The following is a 20,306-nucleotide window of genomic DNA, read 5'->3' as shown; positions in this document are numbered from 1 at the left end:
CCCGGAGCCCGAGGACGGGCCCTTGCCGGGATGCCGCCCCCGCCCCGTATCCTCGTCCTATGCGCTTCGCCCTCTTCCTGGCCCTGGCGCACCTGAGGCGCAGGCCCCTGCAGACCGGCCTGGCCCTCCTGGGGGTGGGGGTAGGGGTGGCGGTTCTGCTGGCTGCCCTTTCCCTCACCAACGGGTTCACCGGCGGCCTGGTGCGGGCCACCCTCAAGGCCTACCCCCACCTGGTCCTCTTCAGCTTCACCGAGGAGCTTCCCCCCTTGCCGTTCCACCCGGAGGTGGAGGCGTACGCTCCCTTTGCGGCCACCAAAGCCCTCCTCACCCGGCCCGCGGAGGGGGCCCGGGGCCCAGGGGTGGACTTCGCCACCCTGGTGGGTCTGGGGGAGGGGGGAGAAGGGCTTTACCCGGAGCTGGGGCTCAGGGTAGAACCCGGGGGAATCTACCTGGGCGCGGCCCTCCAGCACGCCCTGGGGGCCTTTCCGGGGGACCGGATCTACGCCCTTTCCGCCGCCCAGGAGCGGGTGGAGCTTAGGGTGCTGGGCTCCTTCCGCACGGGCAACTACCTCCTGGACTCCGCCTACGCCTTCGTGGACCTGGGAACGGTGGAGCGCCTCGCGGGCCTCCGGGCCCAGGGCTACCAGGTGCGGCTCAAGGACCCCTGGCGGGCCCGGGAGGTGGGCTGGGCCCTGGCCGACACCCGTTTCTTCCCCCAGTCCTGGCAGGACACCCAGCGCACCCTCTTGGAGCAGCTGGCCCTCCAGAAGCGGGTGCTGGGGATCCTGGTTTTCCTGATCGTGGCGGTGGCGGCCCTGGGGGTGGCGAACCTCCTGGTCCTGAAGGTGGTGGAGAAGACCCCGGAGATCGCCCTCTTGCGGGCCATGGGGGCCTCGAGGCTCACCGTGGGCCTGGTCTTCGCCCTGGAGGGGGTCCTGCTGGGGGTAGGAGGCGTCCTCCTGGGCAACCTTCTGGGCTACCTCCTGGGCCTCTACCTGGCCTGGCGCCCGGTGGACCTCCCCGGGGAGCTCTACTTCCTCACCCACCTGCCGGTGGAGATGCGCCTTGCGGACTTCCTCCTGGTGAGCGGGGCGAGCTTCCTGGCGGTGGTGGCCTCCTCCCTGCTCCCCCTCCTCCGGGCCCTCCGGGTCCAGCCGGGGGTGGTGCTCCGGTAGTTGCCAAAAGGGCCCCTCTGCCCTAGACTCGTTAGGGCGGGCCGGTGTAGCTCAGCGGCAGAGCAACCGCCTCGTAAGCGGTAGGCCGCCGGTTCGAATCCGGCCACCGGCTCCAGGCAAAGCCCCCCTCGCCCGCGAGGGGGGCGGCCTTTTCGGGGTCCCCCGCTCCCTGGGTCGGGGCTCTGCCTACCGACCGGTGCGGGCCTTGTCCGCGCGGGGCCACCGGCGAAAGGGCGCCCAAGGCCCCCCTAGGGGAGGGAGGTGTTTTGCGGAAGAGGGTGCCAGACCCCTCAGAACAGCCCCGGAGGTAGCGGGAGTCTTTCCAGCATGGCCCGGGTGAGATGGGGCACCGCCTCCCGGTAAAGCCCCCGGTAGTAGGCCTGCACCAGGGGGCCGTTCAGGTAGGCCACCAGGGCCTCCGGATCCAGACGCACCCCTTCCTTGGGGAGGAGGTGGAACTCCTCCCGCCAGGGGTAGGCCCGCCCGTCCCAGGCGGCCACCACCCGGTAGTGGCGGGTGTGGCCCACCACCAGGTGGGGGATGGCGTAGAAGGGCTTGAGGAGGTGGACGGCTTCCTTGGGGAAGTAGAGGCCGGAGTGGGGGGTCTCGTAGTCCACCCCCCCCGGCAGGAGGTTTCTCCCGGTGAGGACGGGCACCAGGCCGGGGCCTGGATGGGGGCGGGTGAGGGGGTGGGCCTTGACCTCCGGGCTCCTGGCGGCGAAGTGGATGCGGAAGGCTTCCCCCAGGGGAACCCCCTCCCCCTCCATTCCCAGGGCTTTGGGGTCGGGAAAGCGGACCATCTCCCCCCGCCAGGAGGGGGCCTCCAAGAGGAGGAGGGGCGGGCTTCCCTCCCGCAGGGCCTCCGCGTCGTAGAGGCGAAGCCCCCTCCCCCCCTTGCGGAACCGCAACACCGTGGCCCGCACCTTGAGGCCGGGGAAGGCCCGTCCCAGGTAGAAGACCTCCAGGGCCCCTTCCCGGGCCAGGAAGGCCCGGAGCTTTTGGAACTCCTCCAGCACCATCCAGCCCGCGGGGACCACGTAGACCAAGAGCCCGCCGGGCTTCAGGAGGCGCACCCCCTTCTCCAGGAAGGCCCCGTAGAGGTTGTAGCGCCCGTGCCAGGTGGCAAAGGTCTGGCGGTAGCGCCTGCGCCTCTCGGGGGCCAGCCTGGCCCCGGCCCCCAGGGCCCCATAGGGGGGGTTGCCCAGGATGAGGTCAAAGGCCTCCCCGGGTTCCCAAAGGAGGAAGTCCGCCCGCACCCCCTCCGCCCAGGGGGGGAGGTCTAGGGCCAGCGGGTCCAGCTCCACCCCCAGGAAGCGGTAGCCTGTGCCCTGGGCCTCCCGGAAGGCCCGGAGGAAGGGTCCGTGGGCGCAGGCGGGCTCCAGCACCCACCCCCCCCTGGGGGCCTCGGCCAGGCCCACCATGAAGGCCACCAGGGCCTCGGGGGTTGCCACCTGGCCCAGGCTCCTGGGGGAGAAGGGTAGGGAAGAGGGCATCTAACGGGTGACGCCGAGCCTCTTTCCCACCTTCCCGTAGGCCTCGAGGGCCCGGTCCAGCATTTCCTTCGTGTGGGCGGCGGTGACGATGTTGCGGATCCGGGCCTTGCCCCGGGGCACGGTGGGAAAGCCGATGCCCACCGCGAAGACCCCCTCTTCCAGGAGGAGGCGGCTCGCCTCAAAGGCCAGGGGGGCTTCCCCGAAGAGGACGGGGGTGATGGGGGTCTGGCTCCCCAGGGTGTCGTAGCCCAGGCGGGCGAGCTCCCTCTGGAAGTAGCGGGTGTTCTCCCAAAGCCTTTCCACCCGCTCGGGCTCCTGCTGGATGAGCTCCAGGGCCCCCAGAAGCGCCCCCACCACCGCCGGGGGGTGGCCCGTGGAGAAGAGGAAGGGCCTCGCCTTGTTGACGAGGAGGTCCTTGAGCTCCAAGGCCCCGGCGGCGTACCCCCCCACCACCGCCCAGGCCTTGGAGAGGGTGGCCACCTGGATCACGTCAGGGTCGGTGTGGAAGCCAAAGTGGTGCACCGTGCCCTTGCCCATCTCCCCCAAGACCCCGCTCCCGTGGGCGTCGTCCACGTAGACCACCGCCCCGTACCGCTTGGCCAAGGGCACGATGCGGTCCAGGGGGGCGATGTCCCCGTCCATGGAGAAGACCCCGTCGGTGACGATGAGCTTGAGGCCTTCGGTGTCGTGGGCCTTGAGGAGCTCCTCCAGGTGGTCCACGTCCGCGTGGCGGTAGACCAACCGGGTGGCCTTGGTGAGGCGGAGGCCGTCGATGATGCTGGCGTGGTTCAGCTCGTCGGAGAAGACCAGGTCCCCCTCCTGGAGGAGGGCCCCCAGCACCCCCTGGTTGGCGGTGAAGCCGGACTGCAGGACCAAGGCGCTTTCCGTGCCCTTGAAGCGGGCCAGGGCTTCTTCCAGCTCCAGGTGGTAGGTGAAGGTGCCGGCGATGGTGCGCACGGCTCCGCTTCCCGCCCCCCACCTTTCCAGGTACTGGCGGGCCTTCTCCTTCAGGTGGGGGTGGTTGGCGAAGCCCAGGTAGTTGTTGGAGGCCAGGTTCACCACCTCCTTGCCCTCCACCCGGGTCACGGGCTCCTGGGGGGCCTCGAGGACCTTGGGGCGGATGTAGAGCCCCTCCCGCTTCAGCCGCTCCAGCTCGCTCTGCACGCGGGCGCGCAAGGGAACGCTCATGGCCCTATCTAAACCCCGCCGGGCCCTCCCTGTCCAGGTGGGGGGCCTCACACTCCCCTGACGGGAGGGTGCTACCTTGGGGCTAGGGAGGTGGTAGTGCTTCCATGAGGGGGGTGTGGCAGGCGGAAACCGAGGCCGAGCGGCTGGAGCGGCGGGTGAGGTTCCAGGAGCTCCTCTACCGCCTCCGGGGGGAGCCGGACACCCTGCTGCCCTTCCACCAGGCCCTGGCCCTGCGGCCCAAGGGGGAGCGCCACCTGGGCCTCCGCACCATCGAGGTGGACAAGGTGGTGGGCTCCGTGGACCGCTACGAGGACTTCGACCGCCACTTCCTGCCCAAGACCCCCCACACCCTGGAGCGCTGGAAGCGCCTTAGGGCCCTGGCGCTTGCAGGGGTGGAGTTTCCTCCCATTGAGGTTTACCAGGTGGGGGAGGCCTACTTCGTCAAGGACGGAAACCACCGGGTGGCCCTGGCTAGGGCCACGGGCCAGCGCTTCATCGACGCCTACGTCATCGCCCTGGAGGTGCCCGTGCCCGTGGAACCGGGGGACACCTTAAAGGACCTTATCCTGAAGGGGGAATACGCCCACTTCCTGGAGCGAACCCGGCTCAAGGAGCTGGTGCCGGAGGCGGAGGAGATCCGCTTCACTGCCTTGGGCCGCTATGACCTGCTCCTTTCCCACATCGCCACCCGGCGCTACTTCAAGGGCCTCGAGGAGGACCGGGAAATCCCCTGGGAGGAGGCGGTGGTGGACTGGTACCGGGGCCTCTACCAGCCCACGGTGGCGGCCATCCGCCGCCTGGGGCTCCTTGAGGACTTCCCCGGGCGCACGGAGGCCGACCTCTACCTCTGGGTCATGGACCACCGCCACTTCCTGGCCCAGGAGCTGGGGGTGGACCTGGGCCCCGAGGAGGCTGCCCGCTCCTACGAGGCGCGGTTTGGGCCGTGGTGGAAGCGGTGGGGGGGCGTCCTTAAAGGCGTATGGCGCCTCCGGGAACGGGTTTCTTAGGGGACCCTTTCCCAAGGGAGACCACGGGGGCCACCTCGCTGGCTTGACCCCTGCGCCTGCACCGTTTATCCTGTATACAGGATGCAAGCTTTGGGTTTCCGTCGCCCCAACCAGGTGCGCGAGGCGGTCTACCGCCACCTGAAAGACCTCCTCCTCTCCGGGCGCTTCGCCCCAGGGGAGAGGCTTTCCGAGCCCCTTTTGGCCCAGGAGCTTGGGGTGTCCCGTACCCCGGTGCGGGAGGCCCTCATGCGCCTGGCCGAGGAAGGCCTGGTGGAGCTCGTCCCGGGGAAGGGGGCCCGGGTGCGGGCCTTTAGCCCGGAGGAGGTGGAGGAGGTCTACGGGGTGCGGGCCCTTTTGGAGGGGGAGGCGGCGCGGGAGGCGGCCCAGAGGGCCACTCCTTGGGAGCTTACCGAGCTGGAGGCGTACTTAAAGGCCATCGACGAGGTGGCGGCGGAGGACTACCCGGAGCAGATGCGCCGGGACCTGGAGTTCCACCGGGCCCTGGTGCGGCTTTCCGGGAACAAGACCCTCTTTCGCCTCTACGAGGACCTCCTCTCCAGCCTGGCCCTGGTGCGAAGCGCCCTCCCCACCCTCTCCCAGGAGGCGGCCACCCGCCGGGAGCATTGGGCCATCCTCGAGGCCCTACGGAGGCGGGACCCGGAAGGGGCCAAGCGGGCGGTGGAGGCCCACGTGGGGCGCTTTCGCGACCTGGTGGTGCGCAGGCTGAAAGGAGGGGTATGAACCTGGACCTTTGGTATCGGCAGGCGGTGCTTTCCGTGGCGGGGAGTCCCAGGGTGGAGGCCCTGATCAAGACCCGGGCCAGGAGCCTGGTGCGGCGCTACGTGGCGGGGGAGAGCCTGGAGGAGGCCCTCCAGGCGGCGGAGAGATTAGAAGTCCAAGGGGTCCACGCCATTTTGGACCTCCTGGGGGAGATGGTCCATAGGGAGGAGGAGGCCCGCGCCTTCCAGAGAGGCATTCTGGAGCTCGTCCGGGCGGTGGCCGAGCGCCCTTGGCCCAAGTACATCTCCTTGAAGCTCACCCAGCTGGGCCTGGACCTCTCCGAGGCCCTGGCCCGGGAGCTTTTGCGGGGGATCCTCCGGGAGGCCGAGCCTAAGGGGGTGTTCGTGCGCCTGGACATGGAGGACTCCCCCAGGGTGGAGGCCACCTTGCGCCTCTACAAGGCGCTCAGGGAGGAGGGCTTCAGCGGGGTGGGGCTCGTGCTCCAGAGCTACCTTTACCGCACGGAAAAGGACTTCTGGGACCTCCTCCCCTACCGGCCCAACCTCCGCCTGGTGAAGGGGGCCTACCGGGAGCCCAAGGAGGTGGCTTACGGGGACAAGCGCCTCATCGACGCCGAGTTCCTGCACCTGGGGAAGCTGGCGCTAAAGGAGGGGCTTTACGTGGCCTTCGCCACCCACGACCCCCGCCTCATCGCCGAGGTGCAGCGCTACACCCAGGCCATGGGCATCCCCAAGGAGCGCTTTGAGTTCCAGCTCCTCTACGGGGTGCGTCCCGAGGAGCAAAGGCGCCTGGCCCAGGAGGGCTACACCGTGCGGGCCTACGTGCCTTACGGCACCCACTGGTACCCCTACCTAAGCCGGCGCATTGCCGAACGGCCCGAGAACCTCTTTTTGGTGCTGAGAAGCCTCTTGGGAGGCTAGGAGGAGGATGCCATGACCGTGGAACCTTTCCGCAACCAGCCCATCGAGACCTTCGGGACGGAGGAGGCCAAGCGGGAGATGCGGGAGGCCCTGAGGCGGGTTAAGGCCGAGTTTGGCCGCCACTGGGGTCTCTACATCGACGGGGCCTGGATGGATACGGGGGAGAAGATCCTCTCCCTAAACCCCTCGGCCCCCAAGGAGGTGGTGGGAAGCGTGGCCAAGGCCGGGCGGGCCGAGGCGGAAGCCGCCCTGGAGGCCGCCTGGCGGGCCTTCAGGACCTGGAAGGACTGGCCCCAGGAAGACCGGAGCCGCCTCCTCCTGAAGGCGGCCGCCCTCATGAAAAGGAGAAGGCGGGAGCTGGAGGCCGCCCTGGTCTACGAGATCGGCAAAAACTGGACCGAGGCCAGCGCCGAGGTGGCCGAGGCCATCGACTTCCTGGAGTACTACGCCCGCCAGGCCCTCCGGTACAAGTACCCCTCCGTGGAGGTGGTGCCCTTCCCTGGAGAAGACAACGAGAGTTTCTATATCCCCCTGGGGGCCGGGGTGGTCATCGCCCCCTGGAACTTCCCCATCGCCATCTTCACCGGGATGATCGCGGGACCCGTGGTCGTGGGGAACACCGTGGTGGCCAAGCCCGCAGAGGACACGGTGGTCATCGCCGCTAAGGTCTTTGAGATCTTCCACGAGGCGGGCTTCCCCCCCGGGGTGGTGAACCTCCTGCCCGGGGAGGGGCGGGAGGTGGGGGCCTATTTGGTGGAGCACCCCCGGACCCGGTTCATCAACTTCACCGGGAGCCTCGAGGTGGGCCTTTGGATCCACGAAAGGGCGGCCAAGCTGGCCCCCGGCCAGAAGTGGATCAAGCGGGTCTTCCTGGAGCTTGGGGGCAAGGACGCCCTCATCGTGGACGAAACCGCCGATTTTGACGCGGCCACGGAGGGCATCCTCATCTCCGCCTACGGCTTCCAGGGGCAGAAGTGCTCGGCGGCAAGCCGCCTCATCGTCACGGAGAAGGCCTTTGAGCCCTTGATGGAAAGGGTCTTGAAGCGGGCCGAGCGCCTGGTGGTGGGCCCCGCGGAGGAGAACCCCGACCTGGGCCCCGTGGCCTCCAGGGCCCAGGAGGAAAAGGTCCTTTCCTACATTGAGATCGGCAAGGGGGAGGGCCAGCTGGTCCTGGGGGGGGAGCGCCTGGAGGGGGAGGGGTACTTCATCGCCCCCACCGTCTTCACCGAGGTGCCCCCCACGGCCAAGATCGCCCAGGAGGAGATCTTCGGCCCCGTGCTCTCCGTGATCCGGGTGAAGGACTTCTCCGAGGCCCTGGAGGTGGCCAACGGCACCGTCTACGGCCTCACCGGGGGGGTCTATTCCCGCAAGCGGGAGCACCTGGAACGGGCCCGTCGGGAGTTCCACGTGGGAAACCTCTACTTCAACCGCAAGATCACCGGGGCCCTGGTGGGGGTGCAGCCCTTCGGCGGCTTCCACCTCTCCGGCACGAACACCAAGGCGGGGGGGCCCGACTACCTCCTGCACTTCCTGGAGATGAAGACCGTGGCGGAGCGCTTTTAGGGGTTGCCTCTTCCCCAGGCCCCCGGAAGAGGCCTGGGGAGGGGTTTCTTAGGGGTGCCGAGCCCCTTGACCCTGCCCTCTATTCTGGTATAATCCCCACCAAGGTGGGGTATGAAGGTCCTTAGGCACAGGGCTTTCGCCCGGCTCATCCTGGCCTACGTGGTGGCCCAGGCGGGGAGCAAGATCCACCGGGTGGCCCTCCTGGTCCTCGTCTACCTCCTCACGGAAAACGCCCTCTGGGTCTCCTTGGTCCTCGGGGTCCAGCTCCTGGGCACCGTGGTCTTCTCCCCCCTCCTCTCCGCCTGGGCCGACACCCAGGACCGCAGGCGGCTTCTCGTCTGGTCGGACCTCCTCCGGGTACCCCTGGTGGCCCTCATCCCCCTCCTGGGGGCCAAGAGCCTTCCCGTCCTCCTCCTCCTGGTCTTCCTCATCGAGCTCTGCCGCGACCTCCACGACCCCATCCAGAACGCCGTGGTCCCCGACCTGGTGCCCAAGGAGGAGGTGGACGAGGGCAACAGCCTGGTCCTCCTGGCGGACCGGCTCTCCGAGGTGCTCTTCGTGGGGGCCGCCGGGGTCTTGGTGGCCACCTTGGGGGCGGAGTACGCCTTCTACCTGAACGCCGCCACCTATCTGGCCTCGGGGCTCATCCTCCTGGGCCTGCCCTCCCTGCGGCCGCGGCAGCTCCCCAAGGGGGCCTTTTTCGCCCGGGTGAAGGAGGGGATCGGCCACCTGGTGGGCCACCCCACCATCCGCCGGGCGGTGGGTACCCTCTTCGTGGCCGCGGCCTTCGGCTCGGTGGAGACCGCCCTTGGGGTGGTCCTGGCCATCAAGTGGCTGGGGGTGGGTTCGGCGGGCTTCGGCTTCATGGAGGCGGCCATGGCCCTGGGGGCCATCCTGGGGGGTCTCGCCATGCCCTACCTCCTGAGGCGCATCCCCCGGGAGCGGCTCTTCCTCCTCGGCCTTTTGCTCTTTGGGATCTTCGAGGCCTCCGTCGGGGCCTTCCCCGTCTTCGCTTGGGTGCTGGTGGCCTTCTTCCTGGGGGGGTTTCTGAACATGGTCTTCATCGTCCCCGCCCGCTCCATCCTGCAGCTCAACACCCCCCAGGAGATGCGGGGGCGGATCTTCGCCGCCTTCAGCGCGGTGATGAACGCCGCCGTCCTCATCGGCACCATGCTGGGCGGGGCCCTGGAGGGGTTCATCGGGGCCCCCATGGTCTTCCTCCTGGCGGGGAGCATGGTGAGCCTGGCCGCCCTCTACACCCTGCTCATCGGCGGCATCCCCGCCCCCCGGGAGGAGCGCCAGACCCTGGCCTGAGCCCCGGCCTCCAGGCCGTGCCCTCTGCCCCTTTGCCCCTCCCGCCGGGGTCCCCACCCCGAGGCGGTCAGGGGGGGTATCAGGCTTCCCGGAGCCAGCGGGCCGCCTCCAGGGCGTAGTAGGTGAGGATCCCCTGGGCCCCGGCCCGCCTCAGGGCATGGAGGCTTTCCAAAACCGCCCGCCCTTCGTCCAGCCAGCCCTTTAGGCCTGCCGCCTTCAGCATGGCGTACTCCCCGGAGACCTGGTAGGCGAAAAGGGGCTTGGCGAAGCGGCCCTTGAGGGCGGCGAGCACGTCCAGGTAGGGCAGGGCCGGCTTGACCATGAGGAGGTCCGCCCCCTCCAGGTCGTCCAGGTGGGCCTCCCTGAGGGCGTCCCAGAGGCCCGCCCTCGGGTCCATCTGATAGCCTGCGCGGTCCCCGAACCGGGGAGCGCTCCCCGCCGCATCCCGGAAGGGGCCGTAGAAGGCGGAGGCGTACTTGACCGCATAGGAGAGGATGGGCACATGGGCAAAGCCCCCCCGGTCCAGGGCCTCCCGGATGGCCCGCACCTGGCCGTCCATCATGGCGCTCGGGGCCACCACGTCCGCCCCCGCCTGAGCCTGGGAGAGGGCGGTCTTGGCCAAAAGCTCCAGGGTGGCGTCGTTGTCCACATAAAACCCCGAGGGGCCTTCCCGCACCACCCCGCAGTGGCCGTGGTCCGTGTACTCGCAGAGGCAGGTGTCGGCCATCACCAGAAGCCCGGGCAGCTCCTCCTTGAGGAGGCGGATGGCCCGCTGCACGATCCCCTCCTCCGCGTAGGCCCCTTGGCCCAGGGGGTCCTTGGCCGCTTCCGGCAGGACGCCGAAGAGGATGACCCCTCCCAGGCCTGCCTTCAGGGCCTCCTCCCCCACCCGGGGGAGGGCCTTCAGGGGATGGCGGAAGACCCCGGGCATGGAGGGGACCTCTTCCGGTTCCCCGCCCTCCTTCACGAAGAGGGGCAGGACCAGGTGGCGGGGGGAGAGGTCCACCCCGGCCACCAGGGGACGGAGGAGGGGAGAGCGGAGCCTTCTGGGGCGGTCCATGGCTTCCACTATACTCATAGGGGAGGGGCCATGAACCTGCAGAAGCTCCTGAAGGAAGCGCAGAAGGCCCAAAAGAAGGCCGCGGAGATCCAGGAGAGGCTGGAGACCCTAAGCGTGGTGGGCACGGCCCAGGGCCTGGTGGAGGTGGAGGCCAACGGCCACGGCAGGATCCTGGCCCTGCGCCTCAAGCCCGAGGCCTTGCAGGCCTTTGCCGACGACCCCGAGGGCCTGGAGGACCTCCTCTTGGTGGCCATCCAGGACGCCCAGAGGAAGGCCCATGAGCTCTCGGAAAAGGAGATGAGCCGGGAGCTGGGGGGCGTGGGGCAGATGCTGGGGAAGCTCTTTTAGCCCCAGGCGGGCATGGGCCTGCCTGGGGGCCCCGGGGAAACAAGCGTGAGGTACCCTGAAAGCCTTCTCAAGCTTGCCCGCGCCCTCTCCCGCCTGCCGGGGGTGGGCCCCAAGACCGCCCAGCGGCTGGCCCTGCACCTGGCCTTCCGCCGGGAGGCGGCGGCGGACCTGGAGGCCGCCCTCCGGGGTCTGGAGGGCCTTGGGGTCTGCCGCCTCTGCGGCAACCTGGCGGAGGGGGAGCTTTGCCCCATCTGCCAGGACGCGGGCCGCGACCGCCGGGTGATGGCCGTGGTGGAAACCGTGGCCGACCTCTTCGCCCTGGAGAGGAGCGGGGAGTTTCGGGGGCTTTACCACGTGCTGGGGGGGGCCCTGAACCCCCTGGAGGGCGTGGGGCCCAAGGAGCTCAACCTGGAGAGCCTCTGGCCGAGGCTTGCGGGGGTGGAGGAGGTGGTCCTGGCCACCTCCATGACCGTGGAAGGGGAGGCCACCGCCCTCTACCTGGCGGAGGAGCTCCGCCGCCGGGGGATCCGGGCCACCCGCCCGGCCTACGGCCTGCCCGTGGGGGGAAGCCTGGAGTACGCCGATGAGGTAACCCTGGGGCGGGCCTTGGAGGGCCGCAAACCCCTTTAGGGCCATGCCGGCGCCCATTCCGGGTCGGGGGTAGAGGGGGCCCCGCGTTGTGGAAGAACTGCTGCAAAGCCTTTTGGATCGCGTGGAGGGCGCTTTCGCCGCGGCCATCGGCACCCTGGAGGGGCTTTTGGTGGAGGGGGTGCGGCGCAGGCGGGTGGACCTGGAGGCCGCGGTGGCCGAACACGCCGCCCTCTTGCGCCAGGCTAGGGCGGCCTACGCGGCCAGCCTGGGCACCCCCGGGGTGGAGGAGCTCCTGGTGGCCGGGTACCCCGTGGTAGGCTATGCCCGGATGGTGCGCCCTCTCTCCGGCCCCAGACCCTGGGAGGACCTCTTTCTCCTCTTGCTCATGGGCCCGGAGGCCAACCTGGGGCAGGCGCGCCTCGCCTCGGCCAGGGGTATGGAAGGGCTCGCAGAGGTGGTAGGATGGCCTACCTAGAGAGCCTGGGGCCTCTTAAGGTGCGGCGGGCGGTGCTCACCGGTCTGGACGGGCTGGTCATCGAGGCCCTGGGCCGGGGGGCGCCCCCGGCGGAGGTCCTGGCGGCGGAACTGGCCTCCCTGGTGCGGCACATGGCCCCTCTGGCGGGGGCCCTTTCCGGGGAGGTCCGCCGCTTCACCGTGGCCACGGAGGACCAGGAGGTGCTGGCCTTGCGGGTGGGAGACTACATCCTAGGGGCGGTGATCGAGCGGGGAATGGACCGCAAGGCCATAGGCCAGGAGCTTTCCCGCATCGCCCTGCGGGTGCAGGGCCTTTGAGCCCGCAATCCCTCTCCCCGCTGGCCCTTAGCATGAGGAGGCATGGTGGAAGAGGCCCTTAGAGAACTCAAGGCCACCCGGGGCGTGCGGGTGGCGGCCCTTCTCAGCGAGGACGGGTTCGTGGTGGAGGAGGTCCGGGACGAGGAGGCTCCCCAGGCGGCCCTCCTCTCGGCCCGGGCGGCCACCGTCTTGGGCACGGCCAAGGCCCTGGCCCAGACCCTGGCCCAGGAGGGGGTGGAGGAGGTCATGGTAGAGTACCCCGAGGGGGCCCTCCTTCTGGTGCCCCTGCCCGGCCACCACCTGCTTCTCCTGCTGGACGGGATGGGAAGCCTGGGCCGGGCCCGCCTGGCCCTGAAGAAGGTCCTGCCCCAAGTAGAGGAGGCGCTTTCATGAGCGAGATGAAGCTGGACATCCAGATCGACAAGGACACCGCTTTCGGCCGCTACACCAACCTGGCCCTGATCGCCCACACCAAGAACGAGTTCATCCTGGACTTCGCCCTTCTGCAGCCCCAGGGGGGGGCCATGGTGGTGAGCCGGGTGATCACCAGCCCGCAGCACGCCAAGGCCCTCCTCAGGAGCCTGGCGGAGAACGTGGCCCGCTACGAGGAGGCCTTCGGTCCCATCCCCGAGCCGGTGGCGGAAGGCCAGGCCTGAGGTTCTCCCGGCCCCAGGCCCCACGGCGATAGGGCTTTGCCCCGGTGCTGAAACCCAGTGCCCGCGTACGGGGGTCGCCCCATGGGCAAGGGCCAGAGCGCCCTGCCCATGGCCTTTTTGGGGCCCCCGTCGGGGCGCAAGCCCGACGGGGTACCTAGAGGTTCTCCCGCCACCAGTCCAGGTAGGCCTTGAGCCGGGCGATGCGGCGGTCGGGACGGCCGGAGCGGGAGAGCTCGTGCCCCTCCTCCGGCACCCGGAAGAAGCGGGTCTTCACCCCCAGGTGCAGGAGGGCGGTGTACCAGGTCTCCCCCTGGTCGATGGGGCAGCGGTGGTCCCCTTCGGCGTGGACCACAAGGGTGGGGGTCCGCACCCGGTGGACGAGGCGCAAAGGGCTTTTCTCCCAAAGGATCTCCGGCCTCTCCCAGGGCTTGGCGAGGAGCTCCAGGAAGGTGAAGCGGGGGCCGATGTCGCTGGCCCCGAAGAAGCTCAGCCAGTTGCAGATGCTCCGGTCGGTGACCGCCGCCCGGAAGCGCCCGGGGTGGCGGGCGGTGAGCCAGTTCACCATGTACCCCCCGTAGCTCCCCCCGGCCACCCCCACCCGGGCGGGGTCCAGGGGGAAGTGGACCAGGACGTGGTCCAGAAAGCCCAGGAGGTCCCCCTCGTCCCTTTCCCCCCAGGCCCCCTCCAGGAGGGCGAAGTCCTGGCCGTAGCCGGTGGAGCCCCGGGGGTTGGCGAAGGCCACCGCGTACCCCGCCTGGCGGAAGAGCTGGAACTCCAGCATGGGCGCCCGGCCGAAGGCGGTGTGGGGCCCCCCGTGGATGTAGAGGATGACCGGGTGGGGTCCTGGCCCTTCCGGGAGCAGCACCCACCCCGGCACCCGGTGCCCTTCGGGGCTTTCCCACTCGGTGTAAAGGGGCTCGGCTAGGGGGAGGGCAACCCCCTCATTGGGGTCGAAGGGACCCAGGGGCCCCTCGAGGCGGGCCGGACGGGTGAAGTCCTCGGTGAGGAGGAAGAGGCCCCGCTCCGTGGGGGTGAAGGCGAGGACGCTGCCCCCTGCGGAAAGGGCCTCCGCCCTGCCGGAGAGGTCCACCCGGTAGAGCCGGGCCAGGCCCGCCTCGGTGCGCACCAGGTAGACCCCGTCCCCGCCCCACCGGGGCCCTTGGGGGTAGGCGCCGTAGCGCAGGTCGCTGTTCACCGAGTTCAGGAGGCTCCCCTCCAGGAGCACCCGGGCCTCCCCGTCCCGCAGGTGGTAGAGCCGGGCCTCCGTGCCCCCGGCCCGCTCGAAGGCGTGGCCCAGGAAGAAGAGCCCCTCCGGGCTCCACTCCAGGGCGAAGATGGGGCCCACCCCCCCGTAGACCTTTTGCAAAGCCCCATCCTGCAGGAGGTAGAGGGTGTCCCGCCCCTCCGCCTGGGCCGGGACGTCCTCCGCCATCACCAGGTAGAGCCCCTCGGGGGCGAAGGCCATCTCCTTGGGGGCGGGGTAGCGGTCCAGAAGAAGGCGCTTCTCCCCGTCCTTCCAGAGGTAAAGGGCCACGTTGCCCTCGGGCAGGAGGCCGCGGCCGTCGAACTTGAAGGGCCAGCCCTCGTAAACCCGGGGGCTACCGGGCTTCGGGGCCTCCTTGAGGGCCAGGAAGGCCACCTCCCCCCCGGGGCCCAGGGCGTAGTCCAGAACCCCCGGGGTCTCCGTGAGCCTCTCCGCCTCGCCCCCCCGGAGGTCCAGGCGGAAGAGCTCCTGGGCTTCCCCCACCTTGCGCAGGAAGTAGGCGTAGGGGTGGGCGTAGCGGGGCTTTTTGGCCTCCTCCCGGGTGAGGAGGCGCAAGGTGCCGTCGAAGAGGGCGAGCCGGGAGCGGTACCGGGGTGGCTCCCCCTCCACGATGTCCGTGAGGAGGAGGAGGGGGAACCCTTCGGGGCCAGGGGTGAGGTCGGAGAGGAAGCGGAGCCTGAGGAGAACTTCCGGTCCCATAGGCCCATGATACTGACCGGTCATTCACCTGCCCAGACCCCGCCCCAAGGCAGGGCCCTGGCGCGGGCGAAGAGGGCGTACTAAGCTGGGCCCCATGGACCGGGACGAGCTGGTGCGCTACCTGGACGCCTACCTGCGGATCGGGGACTTTCCCCAGGACCCCTCCCTGAACGGCCTGCAGGTGGAGGGGAAGCGGGAGGTGCGCAAGGTGGGGGCGGCGGTGGACGCCGCCGAGGCCACCTTCCGCCGGGCCCTCGAGGAGGGGGTGGACTTCCTCCTGGTGCACCACGGCCTCTTTTGGGGGAAGCCCTTTCCCATCGTGGGCCACCACAAGCGCCGCCTGGAGCTCCTTTTCCAGGGGGGCATCAGCCTCTACGCCGCCCACCTGCCCCTGGACGCCCACGAGGAGGTGGGCAACAACCCCGTGCTGGCCCGGGCCCTGGGGCTTGTGGCCCTGGAGCCCTACGACGTGGGGGTGCGGGGCCGCTTCCCCCAACCCACCCCCCTGGTGCGGGTGGCGGACCGGCTGGGCCAGCTCACGGGCATGACCCCCCTGGTGCACCAGGGCGGGGCGGAGGTGGTGGAAACCGTGGTCATCGTCTCCGGCGGGGCGGCGGGGCTCGTGGGCCGGGTGGAGGCCGACCTCTTCATCACCGGGGAGCCCAAGCACGGCGTCTTCCACGAGACCTTCGAGCGGGGCCTCAACGTGATCTACGCCGGGCATTACGACACCGAGGTCTTCGGGGTGAAGGCCTTGGCCCGCCACCTGGAGGCCCGCTTCCGCCTGCCCTGGGTCTTCCTGGACCACCCCACAGGGCTATGAGGGGGGTGTTCCTGACCCTCGAGGGCCTGGACGGCTCGGGCAAGTCCACCCAGGCCCGGCTCCTGGCCCAGGCCCTGGAGGCCCGGGGGCTAAGGGTGCGCCTCACCCAGGAGCCCGGGGGAGGGCTTCCCGGGGTGCGGGACCTGCTCCTGAAAGGGGAACCCCTTTCCCCGGAGGCGGAGTACCTCCTCTTCAGCGCCGACCGGGCGGAACACGTGCGCCGGGTGATCCTCCCCGCCCTGGAGGCGGGCTTTTGGGTCGTCTCCGACCGCTACCTGGACTCCAGCCTGGCCTACCAGGGCTACGGCCGGGGCCTGTCCCTCCCCTGGTTGCTGGCGGTGGCCCAGGAGGCCACAGGGAGCCTGAAACCCAGGCTCACCTTCCTCCTGGACCTGCCCCCGGAGGAGGCCCTCGGGCGGGTCAGGGACCCCGACCGCCTGGAGGGGCTAGGCCTCCCCTTCTTCCAGAGGGTGCGGGAGGGGTACCTGGAGCTCGCCCGGGCCGAGCCCCAGCGCTTCCGGGTTGTCCCGGCCGCGGCCCCCGTGGAGGAGGTCCACCGGGCGATCCTGGCCCACCTCGAGGGCCTCCTGGGGGTAGGATAGGGGCATGGCGCCCCGGCGCTGGGCCCTTTTGGCCTTGTTCCTCCTTCTGGGGGTAGGGTTTGCCCTCTGGGCCCTGCAGCGGGCCCCGGGGGAGGGCCCGGCCTTTCCCCGCAGCACCCTCTGGGTAGAGGGGGAGGGGGTCCGCCACCACCTGCGGGTGGAGGTGGCCGACACCCCCGAGCGCCAGGCCCGGGGCCTCATGTTCCGCGAGGCCCTGGCGGAGGACGAGGGCATGGTCTTCCTCTTCCCCGCCCCCACCGCGGGAGGCTTCTGGATGAAAAACACCCTGATCCCCCTCTCCATCGCCTTTTTCGACCGGGAGGGGATGATCCTGCGCATCCTGGACATGGAGCCCTGCCGGGCCGACCCCTGCCCCGTCTACCACCCGGGGGTGATCTACCAGGGTGCCCTGGAGGTGAACCAGGGCTGGTTTGCCCGGCACGGCCTCACCCCCGGGGCCCGGGTGGGGGGGGAGGCCCTCGGGTTTTGGCCTAGGTAGTGGAGCGGAACCCCCTCTTCCCCCTGGTGGGCTTCGCCCTCCTCATCGTCCTCTCCCTGCTGTCCTTCACGGGCTACCTCCTGGCGGCCCGGAGGCTGCAGACCCCCCCGCCCCCCCAGACGGTGACGGTGCTCACCCAGGAGGGGCCTCACACCCTCAAGGCCCGGGTTATCCGCTCCCCGGAGGGACAGGCCCGGGGCCTCGGGGTGCGGCGGGAGGAGCTGGAAGCCCTCCTCTACCTCTTTCCCCAGGCCACGGACCGGTCCTTCACCGCCGAAGGCTACCGTTTCCCGGTGGTGGTGGCCTTCCTGGACGCCCAGGGCCAGGTCCTGCGGGTGGCGCGGCTGGAGCCCGGGGAGCGCCTGAGCCCCGGTACCGCCTACCGGGGCCTTCTGGAGGTGCGGGAGGGCCTTTTGGAGCTCCGCCCCGGGGACCGGGTGGTTCCCTGAAGCCCCTGCCCCCAAGGAGGGGGGCTACTCCTCCGAGCCCTGGCCCGCGGAACCCGCCCCCTTGCCCCCGCCTTCCTTCTTGGCGTAGTCCTTCACATGCCACCCGGAGCCCTTGAACAGGATGGCCGGGGGGGTGATCACCCGTTTGAGGGGCTCCCCAGTCTCAGGGTGCGCCCGCAAGGGCTCATCCCAGAAGCCTTGCTCGAACTCGTAGTAGTTGCCCGTCTCCAGGCCCTTGTACACGTATACCGGCATACCCTACCCTCCCACGGGGATTTTGACACTTTCCACCCTTGAGTGTCAAGAGAGGGGAATGGTACCCTCCCCCCGTGGACAAGCCTGCCCTGCGCCAGCGGTGCCTGCGCCTTTGGCGGCGCCTGGACCGGGAGGCCCTCTCCCGGCAGGTGGTGGAGACCCTCCTGCCCTGGCTCGTGGCCCGTCTCCCTCGGCACATCCTCCTCTACCATCCCCTGCCCCACGAGCTGGACCTCCTGGCCTTGCCCCAGCGCTACCCCGCCCGCTACTACCTGCCCAAGGTGGCCGGGGAGGGGCTTACCGTGCACCCCCTGGGCCCCCTGGCCCCCGGGCCCTTCGGCCTCCTGGAGCCCCTCACGGAGGCGGTGGACCCCGGGGTCTTGGACCTGGTGGTGGTGCCGGGGCTGGCCTTTGACCGCCGGGGCTTCCGCCTGGGCCATGGCCTAGGGTACTACGACCGCTTCCTGGCCGCGGTGGGGGCGGAAAGCGTGGGGGTGGTGCCGGAGGCCCTGCTCCTCCCCGAGCTTCCCCAGGACCCCTGGGATGTTCCCGTGGGCTACCTGGCTACGGAGAGAGGGGTGTGGCCCGTCCCCCGAGCCTGCCCGGGGCCGGGCTAAGCGCCTGGGAAGGGGCTCCCTGGGAGGGAGAGGAGGGGACCTACCGTGGCCCCCTGGCGGCGCGGGCCGTCTTCTGGGGTCCCCGCCGCGGCTTCGGCGGCCGCGGGGCGTTCAGAGCACCGGCAGCTCGGCCACGGTGTGCACCTCGAGGGCGGGGCTTCCCTGCCGGAAAGCGGCGAGCCGCCCCACCACCCGTCCTCCCGCCCGCCCCACCATCCGCTCCATGGCCCGCATGGTCTCCCCGCTGGAGACCACGTCGGAGACCAGGGTCACCCGCTGGTTCAGAAGCTTCTCGGCAAAGCGCCGGTCCAGCCAGAGCACCTCCCCTACCCCCAGGGTCAGGGTCTGCACCTCCTGGATGATGGGGTCCTCCATGTAGGGGCGGCGCCGCCTGCGGGCCACCACGTAGGGCAAGCCCATCTCCTCGGCCAGGACGTGGGTGAGGGGGATGGGGCTGGTTTCCGTGGTGAAGAAGACCTCGGTGCCCTCGGGCACCAGGGGCCTCAAGGCCCGGGCCGCCGCCCGCACCAGCTCGGGGTCTCCCAGGAACTCTACCAGGGGGATGCGCCGCCCCGGCAGGGGTTCGATAAGGGGCACGTGGCGGGTGACGCCGCCGATGGTGATGGGATAGGTCTCCATACCGCCTCCTACTCCGGCTTGAAAAGGGGCAGGTGGCCTAGGGCGATCACGTCCTGGCGGGGCGTGCCCTCGGTGAAGACCGCCAGGACGGCCACCACCTCCCCGCCCACGCTCTCGATGAGCTCCCGGAGGCCCGAAAGGGTGGAGCCCGTGGACACCACGTCGTCCACGATGGCCACCTTGCGCCCCCGGATCAGGGGCAGGTCGGCCCCGTCCAGGACCAGGAGCTGGGGCTTTCCCGTGGTGATGGAGAGGACCTGGCGGGTGATGGGGTTGATCATGTAGGGCTTCTCCGTCTTGCGGGCCACCACGTAGGGCTTCCCCGTGATCCGGGACAGGGCGTGGGCCAGGGGCACGGCCTTGACCTCGGGTGTGACCAGGGTCTCGGCCTCCTCGGGCAGGTGCTTGGCCAGCTCCTCGGCAGCGGCCTCGGTAAGCTCGGTGTCCCCCAGGAGGTTCAAAAGGGCCACGGCCACGTCCGGCCCCACCCGAACGATGGGCAGGTCCCGCCGCACCCCGGCGATCTCCACCGGATAGGTCCTCACGCCGCCCAGTCTATACTCAAGGTATGCTGAGCGCCAAGATCGAGACCCTGGGCGTGGACCCCCAGAACGGGAGCGTGGTGGTTCTGCTCCGGGCGGAAAACGACAAGCTCCTCCCCATCGTGATCGGCCCCCTCGAGGCCCATCATATTGTGGTGGCCCTCCAGGGGGAGAAACCCCCTCGTCCCCTCACCCCCGACCTCCTGCTGTCTGTTATGGATATGCTCCATGGAAAGCTCCAACGGGTGGAGATTACCGACCTCAAGGATGGTACCTTCTACGCCCGCCTCATCGTGGAGCACCGGGGGATCGATCTGGAGGTGGATGCCCGCCCTTCCGACGCCATGGCCCTGGCCCTGCGGGTGGGGGCCCCCATCCTGGTGGCCGAGGAGGTGCTGGAGAGGGCTGGGGTGGAGGAGGCCAGCCTCAGGCCCCACGGGGCCGCGGAGGCTTAGGGGCTTCCCATGACGTGCACGTGCACGTGGAAGACCTCCTGCCCTCCCTTCGCCCCCACGTGCACCTGGAGCTTGTAGCCCTCCAGCCCCAGGGCCTTGGCCACCCGGCCCGCGGTGCGGAAGAGGGCCCCAAGCCTCCGCTCCCCCTCTTCGGAGTCGGGGTAGTCGGAAAGCTTGGCCACGTGCTCCTTGGGCACCACCAGGACGTGCACGGGCGCCCGGGGCCTGATGTCGTGGAAGGCCACGAAGCCCTCGTCCTCGTACACCTTCCTCGAGGGCAGCTCCCCCCGGATGATCCGGCAGAAGACGCAGTCCATGGGAAGAGCTTACCGCAAAAGGTTGCACAACCGCTCCGCTTCCCTTAAGAGCTTGTCAAAAGACCGGGAGCGCTTCCGCACCTCTTTTAGGTGATTAGTCAGCTTGCTAGTGAAGCGTGGTTGGTCTATAGTGGGCGAATACCTGGTTCTATTACGAATTTCTTCTTTACACCCTCTCGGAAGCTTAGTTTCAGGAATAGGGTTACCTAAATCCAGTAAGTCAGCTGCTACCAGGAACCACGCCTCATATTCAGGCTGTGCCAAGCAAAAACCCACCCCCCTTTCGGATATTCAATG

26 protein-coding genes and 1 tRNA gene are annotated in these 20,306 nt (G+C 69.8%); 19 read left to right on the top strand and 8 right to left on the bottom strand.

Annotated features, from left to right (window positions below; all coding sequences use genetic code 11):
- The first annotated feature begins 59 nt into the window (after nt 1–59).
- Nucleotides 60–1,175, top strand: a complete 1,116-nt coding sequence (locus ETP66_RS08845) for an FtsX-like permease family protein (RefSeq protein WP_130842276.1) — start codon at nt 60–62, stop codon at nt 1,173–1,175.
- Between the two features lie 40 nt (nt 1,176–1,215).
- Nucleotides 1,216–1,290, top strand: a tRNA-Thr gene (locus tag ETP66_RS08840).
- A gap of 175 nt (nt 1,291–1,465) precedes the next feature.
- On the opposite strand, the gene ETP66_RS08835 is transcribed toward ETP66_RS08840, so the two are convergent.
- Both ETP66_RS08835 and ETP66_RS08830 read right to left on the bottom strand, forming a co-directional pair.
- Nucleotides 1,466–2,668 carry an N-6 DNA methylase family protein gene (locus ETP66_RS08835; protein WP_130842275.1) on the bottom strand — a complete coding sequence of 401 codons (1,203 nt, stop codon included), beginning with the start codon at nt 2,666–2,668 and terminating at the stop codon, nt 1,466–1,468.
- Entirely contained in the window at nt 2,669–3,856 is a 1,188-nt protein-coding gene (locus ETP66_RS08830; RefSeq protein ID WP_130842274.1) for a glycine C-acetyltransferase, read from the bottom strand. It lies immediately after the preceding gene.
- 104 nt (nt 3,857–3,960) lie between these two features.
- Between ETP66_RS08830 and ETP66_RS08825 the strand changes: the two genes are divergently transcribed.
- From ETP66_RS08825 to ETP66_RS08805, 5 genes are all read left to right on the top strand, one after another.
- Complete coding sequence (locus ETP66_RS08825) at nt 3,961–4,863, top strand: DUF4032 domain-containing protein (protein ID WP_130842273.1); 903 nt, start codon at nt 3,961–3,963, stop codon at nt 4,861–4,863.
- A gap of 81 nt (nt 4,864–4,944) precedes the next feature.
- Nucleotides 4,945–5,604 carry a GntR family transcriptional regulator gene (locus ETP66_RS08820; protein ID WP_130842272.1) on the top strand — a complete coding sequence of 220 codons (660 nt, stop codon included), beginning with the start codon at nt 4,945–4,947 and terminating at the stop codon, nt 5,602–5,604.
- On the top strand, nt 5,601–6,524 hold the full coding sequence (locus tag ETP66_RS08815; protein ID WP_130842271.1) for a proline dehydrogenase: 924 nt from the start codon (nt 5,601–5,603) through the stop codon (nt 6,522–6,524). Before ETP66_RS08820 ends, ETP66_RS08815 begins: the two co-directional genes overlap by 4 nt.
- A gap of 12 nt (nt 6,525–6,536) precedes the next feature.
- Nucleotides 6,537–8,087 (top strand): L-glutamate gamma-semialdehyde dehydrogenase, encoded by a 1,551-nt coding sequence (pruA, locus tag ETP66_RS08810; RefSeq protein ID WP_130842270.1) that lies wholly within the window; start codon nt 6,537–6,539, stop codon nt 8,085–8,087.
- Nucleotides 8,088–8,198: 111 nt separating this feature from the next.
- Entirely contained in the window at nt 8,199–9,401 is a 1,203-nt protein-coding gene (locus ETP66_RS08805) for an MFS transporter (RefSeq protein WP_130842269.1), read from the top strand.
- 79 nt (nt 9,402–9,480) lie between these two features.
- Here ETP66_RS08805 and hemB read toward each other — a convergent pair whose 3' ends face one another.
- Nucleotides 9,481–10,461, bottom strand: a complete 981-nt coding sequence (gene hemB, locus ETP66_RS08800; RefSeq protein WP_201738515.1) for a porphobilinogen synthase — start codon at nt 10,459–10,461, stop codon at nt 9,481–9,483.
- 30 nt (nt 10,462–10,491) lie between these two features.
- Between hemB and ETP66_RS08795 the strand changes: the two genes are divergently transcribed.
- From ETP66_RS08795 to ETP66_RS08770, 6 genes are read left to right on the top strand one after another with little or no spacing between them, the layout of a single operon-like run.
- Nucleotides 10,492–10,809: a YbaB/EbfC family nucleoid-associated protein gene (locus ETP66_RS08795; RefSeq protein ID WP_130842267.1), complete on the top strand. Its 318-nt coding sequence runs from the start codon at nt 10,492–10,494 to the stop codon at nt 10,807–10,809.
- Nucleotides 10,810–10,854: 45 nt separating this feature from the next.
- Entirely contained in the window at nt 10,855–11,439 is a 585-nt protein-coding gene (gene recR, locus ETP66_RS08790; RefSeq protein WP_130842266.1) for a recombination mediator RecR, read from the top strand.
- A 49-nt stretch (nt 11,440–11,488) separates the two neighbouring features.
- The gene (locus ETP66_RS08785; protein WP_130842265.1) at nt 11,489–11,875 is read left to right on the top strand and encodes a roadblock/LC7 domain-containing protein; all 387 of its coding nucleotides are present in this window, start codon (nt 11,489–11,491) and stop codon (nt 11,873–11,875) included.
- Entirely contained in the window at nt 11,863–12,192 is a 330-nt protein-coding gene (locus ETP66_RS08780) for a roadblock/LC7 domain-containing protein (protein ID WP_130842264.1), read from the top strand. Before ETP66_RS08785 ends, ETP66_RS08780 begins: the two co-directional genes overlap by 13 nt.
- Nucleotides 12,193–12,237: 45 nt before the next feature.
- Entirely contained in the window at nt 12,238–12,585 is a 348-nt protein-coding gene (locus ETP66_RS08775; RefSeq protein ID WP_130842349.1) for a roadblock/LC7 domain-containing protein, read from the top strand.
- A complete protein-coding gene (locus ETP66_RS08770) occupies nt 12,582–12,848 on the top strand; it encodes a DUF3467 domain-containing protein (protein ID WP_130842263.1) in 267 nt (88 codons plus the stop codon). Before ETP66_RS08775 ends, ETP66_RS08770 begins: the two co-directional genes overlap by 4 nt.
- 154 nt (nt 12,849–13,002) lie before the next feature.
- Here the strand turns inward: ETP66_RS08770 and ETP66_RS08765 are convergent, their stop codons facing one another.
- Nucleotides 13,003–14,811: a S9 family peptidase gene (locus ETP66_RS08765; protein ID WP_130842262.1), complete on the bottom strand. Its 1,809-nt coding sequence runs from the start codon at nt 14,809–14,811 to the stop codon at nt 13,003–13,005.
- 94 nt (nt 14,812–14,905) lie between these two features.
- On the opposite strand from ETP66_RS08765, the gene ETP66_RS08760 reads away from it, so the two are divergent.
- The 4 genes from ETP66_RS08760 to ETP66_RS08745 are packed head-to-tail and all read left to right on the top strand — an operon-like array spanning nt 14,906 to nt 17,184.
- Complete coding sequence (locus ETP66_RS08760) at nt 14,906–15,634, top strand: Nif3-like dinuclear metal center hexameric protein (protein ID WP_130842261.1); 729 nt, start codon at nt 14,906–14,908, stop codon at nt 15,632–15,634.
- Complete coding sequence (gene tmk, locus ETP66_RS08755) at nt 15,631–16,236, top strand: dTMP kinase (RefSeq protein WP_130842260.1); 606 nt, start codon at nt 15,631–15,633, stop codon at nt 16,234–16,236. Before ETP66_RS08760 ends, tmk begins: the two co-directional genes overlap by 4 nt.
- 4 nt (nt 16,237–16,240) lie before the next feature.
- On the top strand, nt 16,241–16,735 hold the full coding sequence (locus tag ETP66_RS08750; protein WP_130842259.1) for a DUF192 domain-containing protein: 495 nt from the start codon (nt 16,241–16,243) through the stop codon (nt 16,733–16,735).
- Nucleotides 16,735–17,184, top strand: coding sequence for a DUF192 domain-containing protein (locus tag ETP66_RS08745; RefSeq protein ID WP_130842258.1), 450 nt, complete (start codon nt 16,735–16,737; stop codon nt 17,182–17,184). The genes ETP66_RS08750 and ETP66_RS08745 overlap by 1 nt, the downstream gene beginning before the upstream one ends.
- Nucleotides 17,185–17,208: 24 nt before the next feature.
- On the opposite strand, the gene ETP66_RS08740 is transcribed toward ETP66_RS08745, so the two are convergent.
- On the bottom strand, nt 17,209–17,439 hold the full coding sequence (locus ETP66_RS08740) for an FmdB family zinc ribbon protein (protein ID WP_130842257.1): 231 nt from the start codon (nt 17,437–17,439) through the stop codon (nt 17,209–17,211).
- A gap of 74 nt (nt 17,440–17,513) precedes the next feature.
- Between ETP66_RS08740 and ETP66_RS08735 the strand changes: the two genes are divergently transcribed.
- On the top strand, nt 17,514–18,056 hold the full coding sequence (locus ETP66_RS08735; RefSeq protein ID WP_130842256.1) for a 5-formyltetrahydrofolate cyclo-ligase: 543 nt from the start codon (nt 17,514–17,516) through the stop codon (nt 18,054–18,056).
- Between the two features lie 111 nt (nt 18,057–18,167).
- Here the strand turns inward: ETP66_RS08735 and ETP66_RS08730 are convergent, their stop codons facing one another.
- Nucleotides 18,168–18,695: a type I phosphoribosyltransferase gene (locus tag ETP66_RS08730; protein WP_130842255.1), complete on the bottom strand. Its 528-nt coding sequence runs from the start codon at nt 18,693–18,695 to the stop codon at nt 18,168–18,170.
- Between the two features lie 8 nt (nt 18,696–18,703).
- A complete protein-coding gene (locus ETP66_RS08725) occupies nt 18,704–19,240 on the bottom strand; it encodes a phosphoribosyltransferase family protein (RefSeq protein WP_130842254.1) in 537 nt (178 codons plus the stop codon).
- 23 nt (nt 19,241–19,263) lie between these two features.
- On the opposite strand from ETP66_RS08725, the gene ETP66_RS08720 reads away from it, so the two are divergent.
- Nucleotides 19,264–19,692: a bifunctional nuclease family protein gene (locus ETP66_RS08720; protein WP_130842253.1), complete on the top strand. Its 429-nt coding sequence runs from the start codon at nt 19,264–19,266 to the stop codon at nt 19,690–19,692.
- Here the strand turns inward: ETP66_RS08720 and ETP66_RS08715 are convergent.
- Nucleotides 19,689–20,009 (bottom strand): histidine triad nucleotide-binding protein, encoded by a 321-nt coding sequence (locus tag ETP66_RS08715; protein WP_130842252.1) that lies wholly within the window; start codon nt 20,007–20,009, stop codon nt 19,689–19,691. The genes ETP66_RS08720 and ETP66_RS08715 overlap by 4 nt on opposite strands.
- Between the last annotated feature and the right edge of the window lie 297 nt (nt 20,010–20,306).

The sequence above is a fragment of the Thermus thermamylovorans genome, assembly GCF_004307015.1.
In the GTDB taxonomy this organism is placed as follows: Bacteria; Deinococcota; Deinococci; order Deinococcales; family Thermaceae; genus Thermus; species Thermus thermamylovorans.
This window is presented reverse-complemented; position numbering and strand designations above follow the sequence as displayed.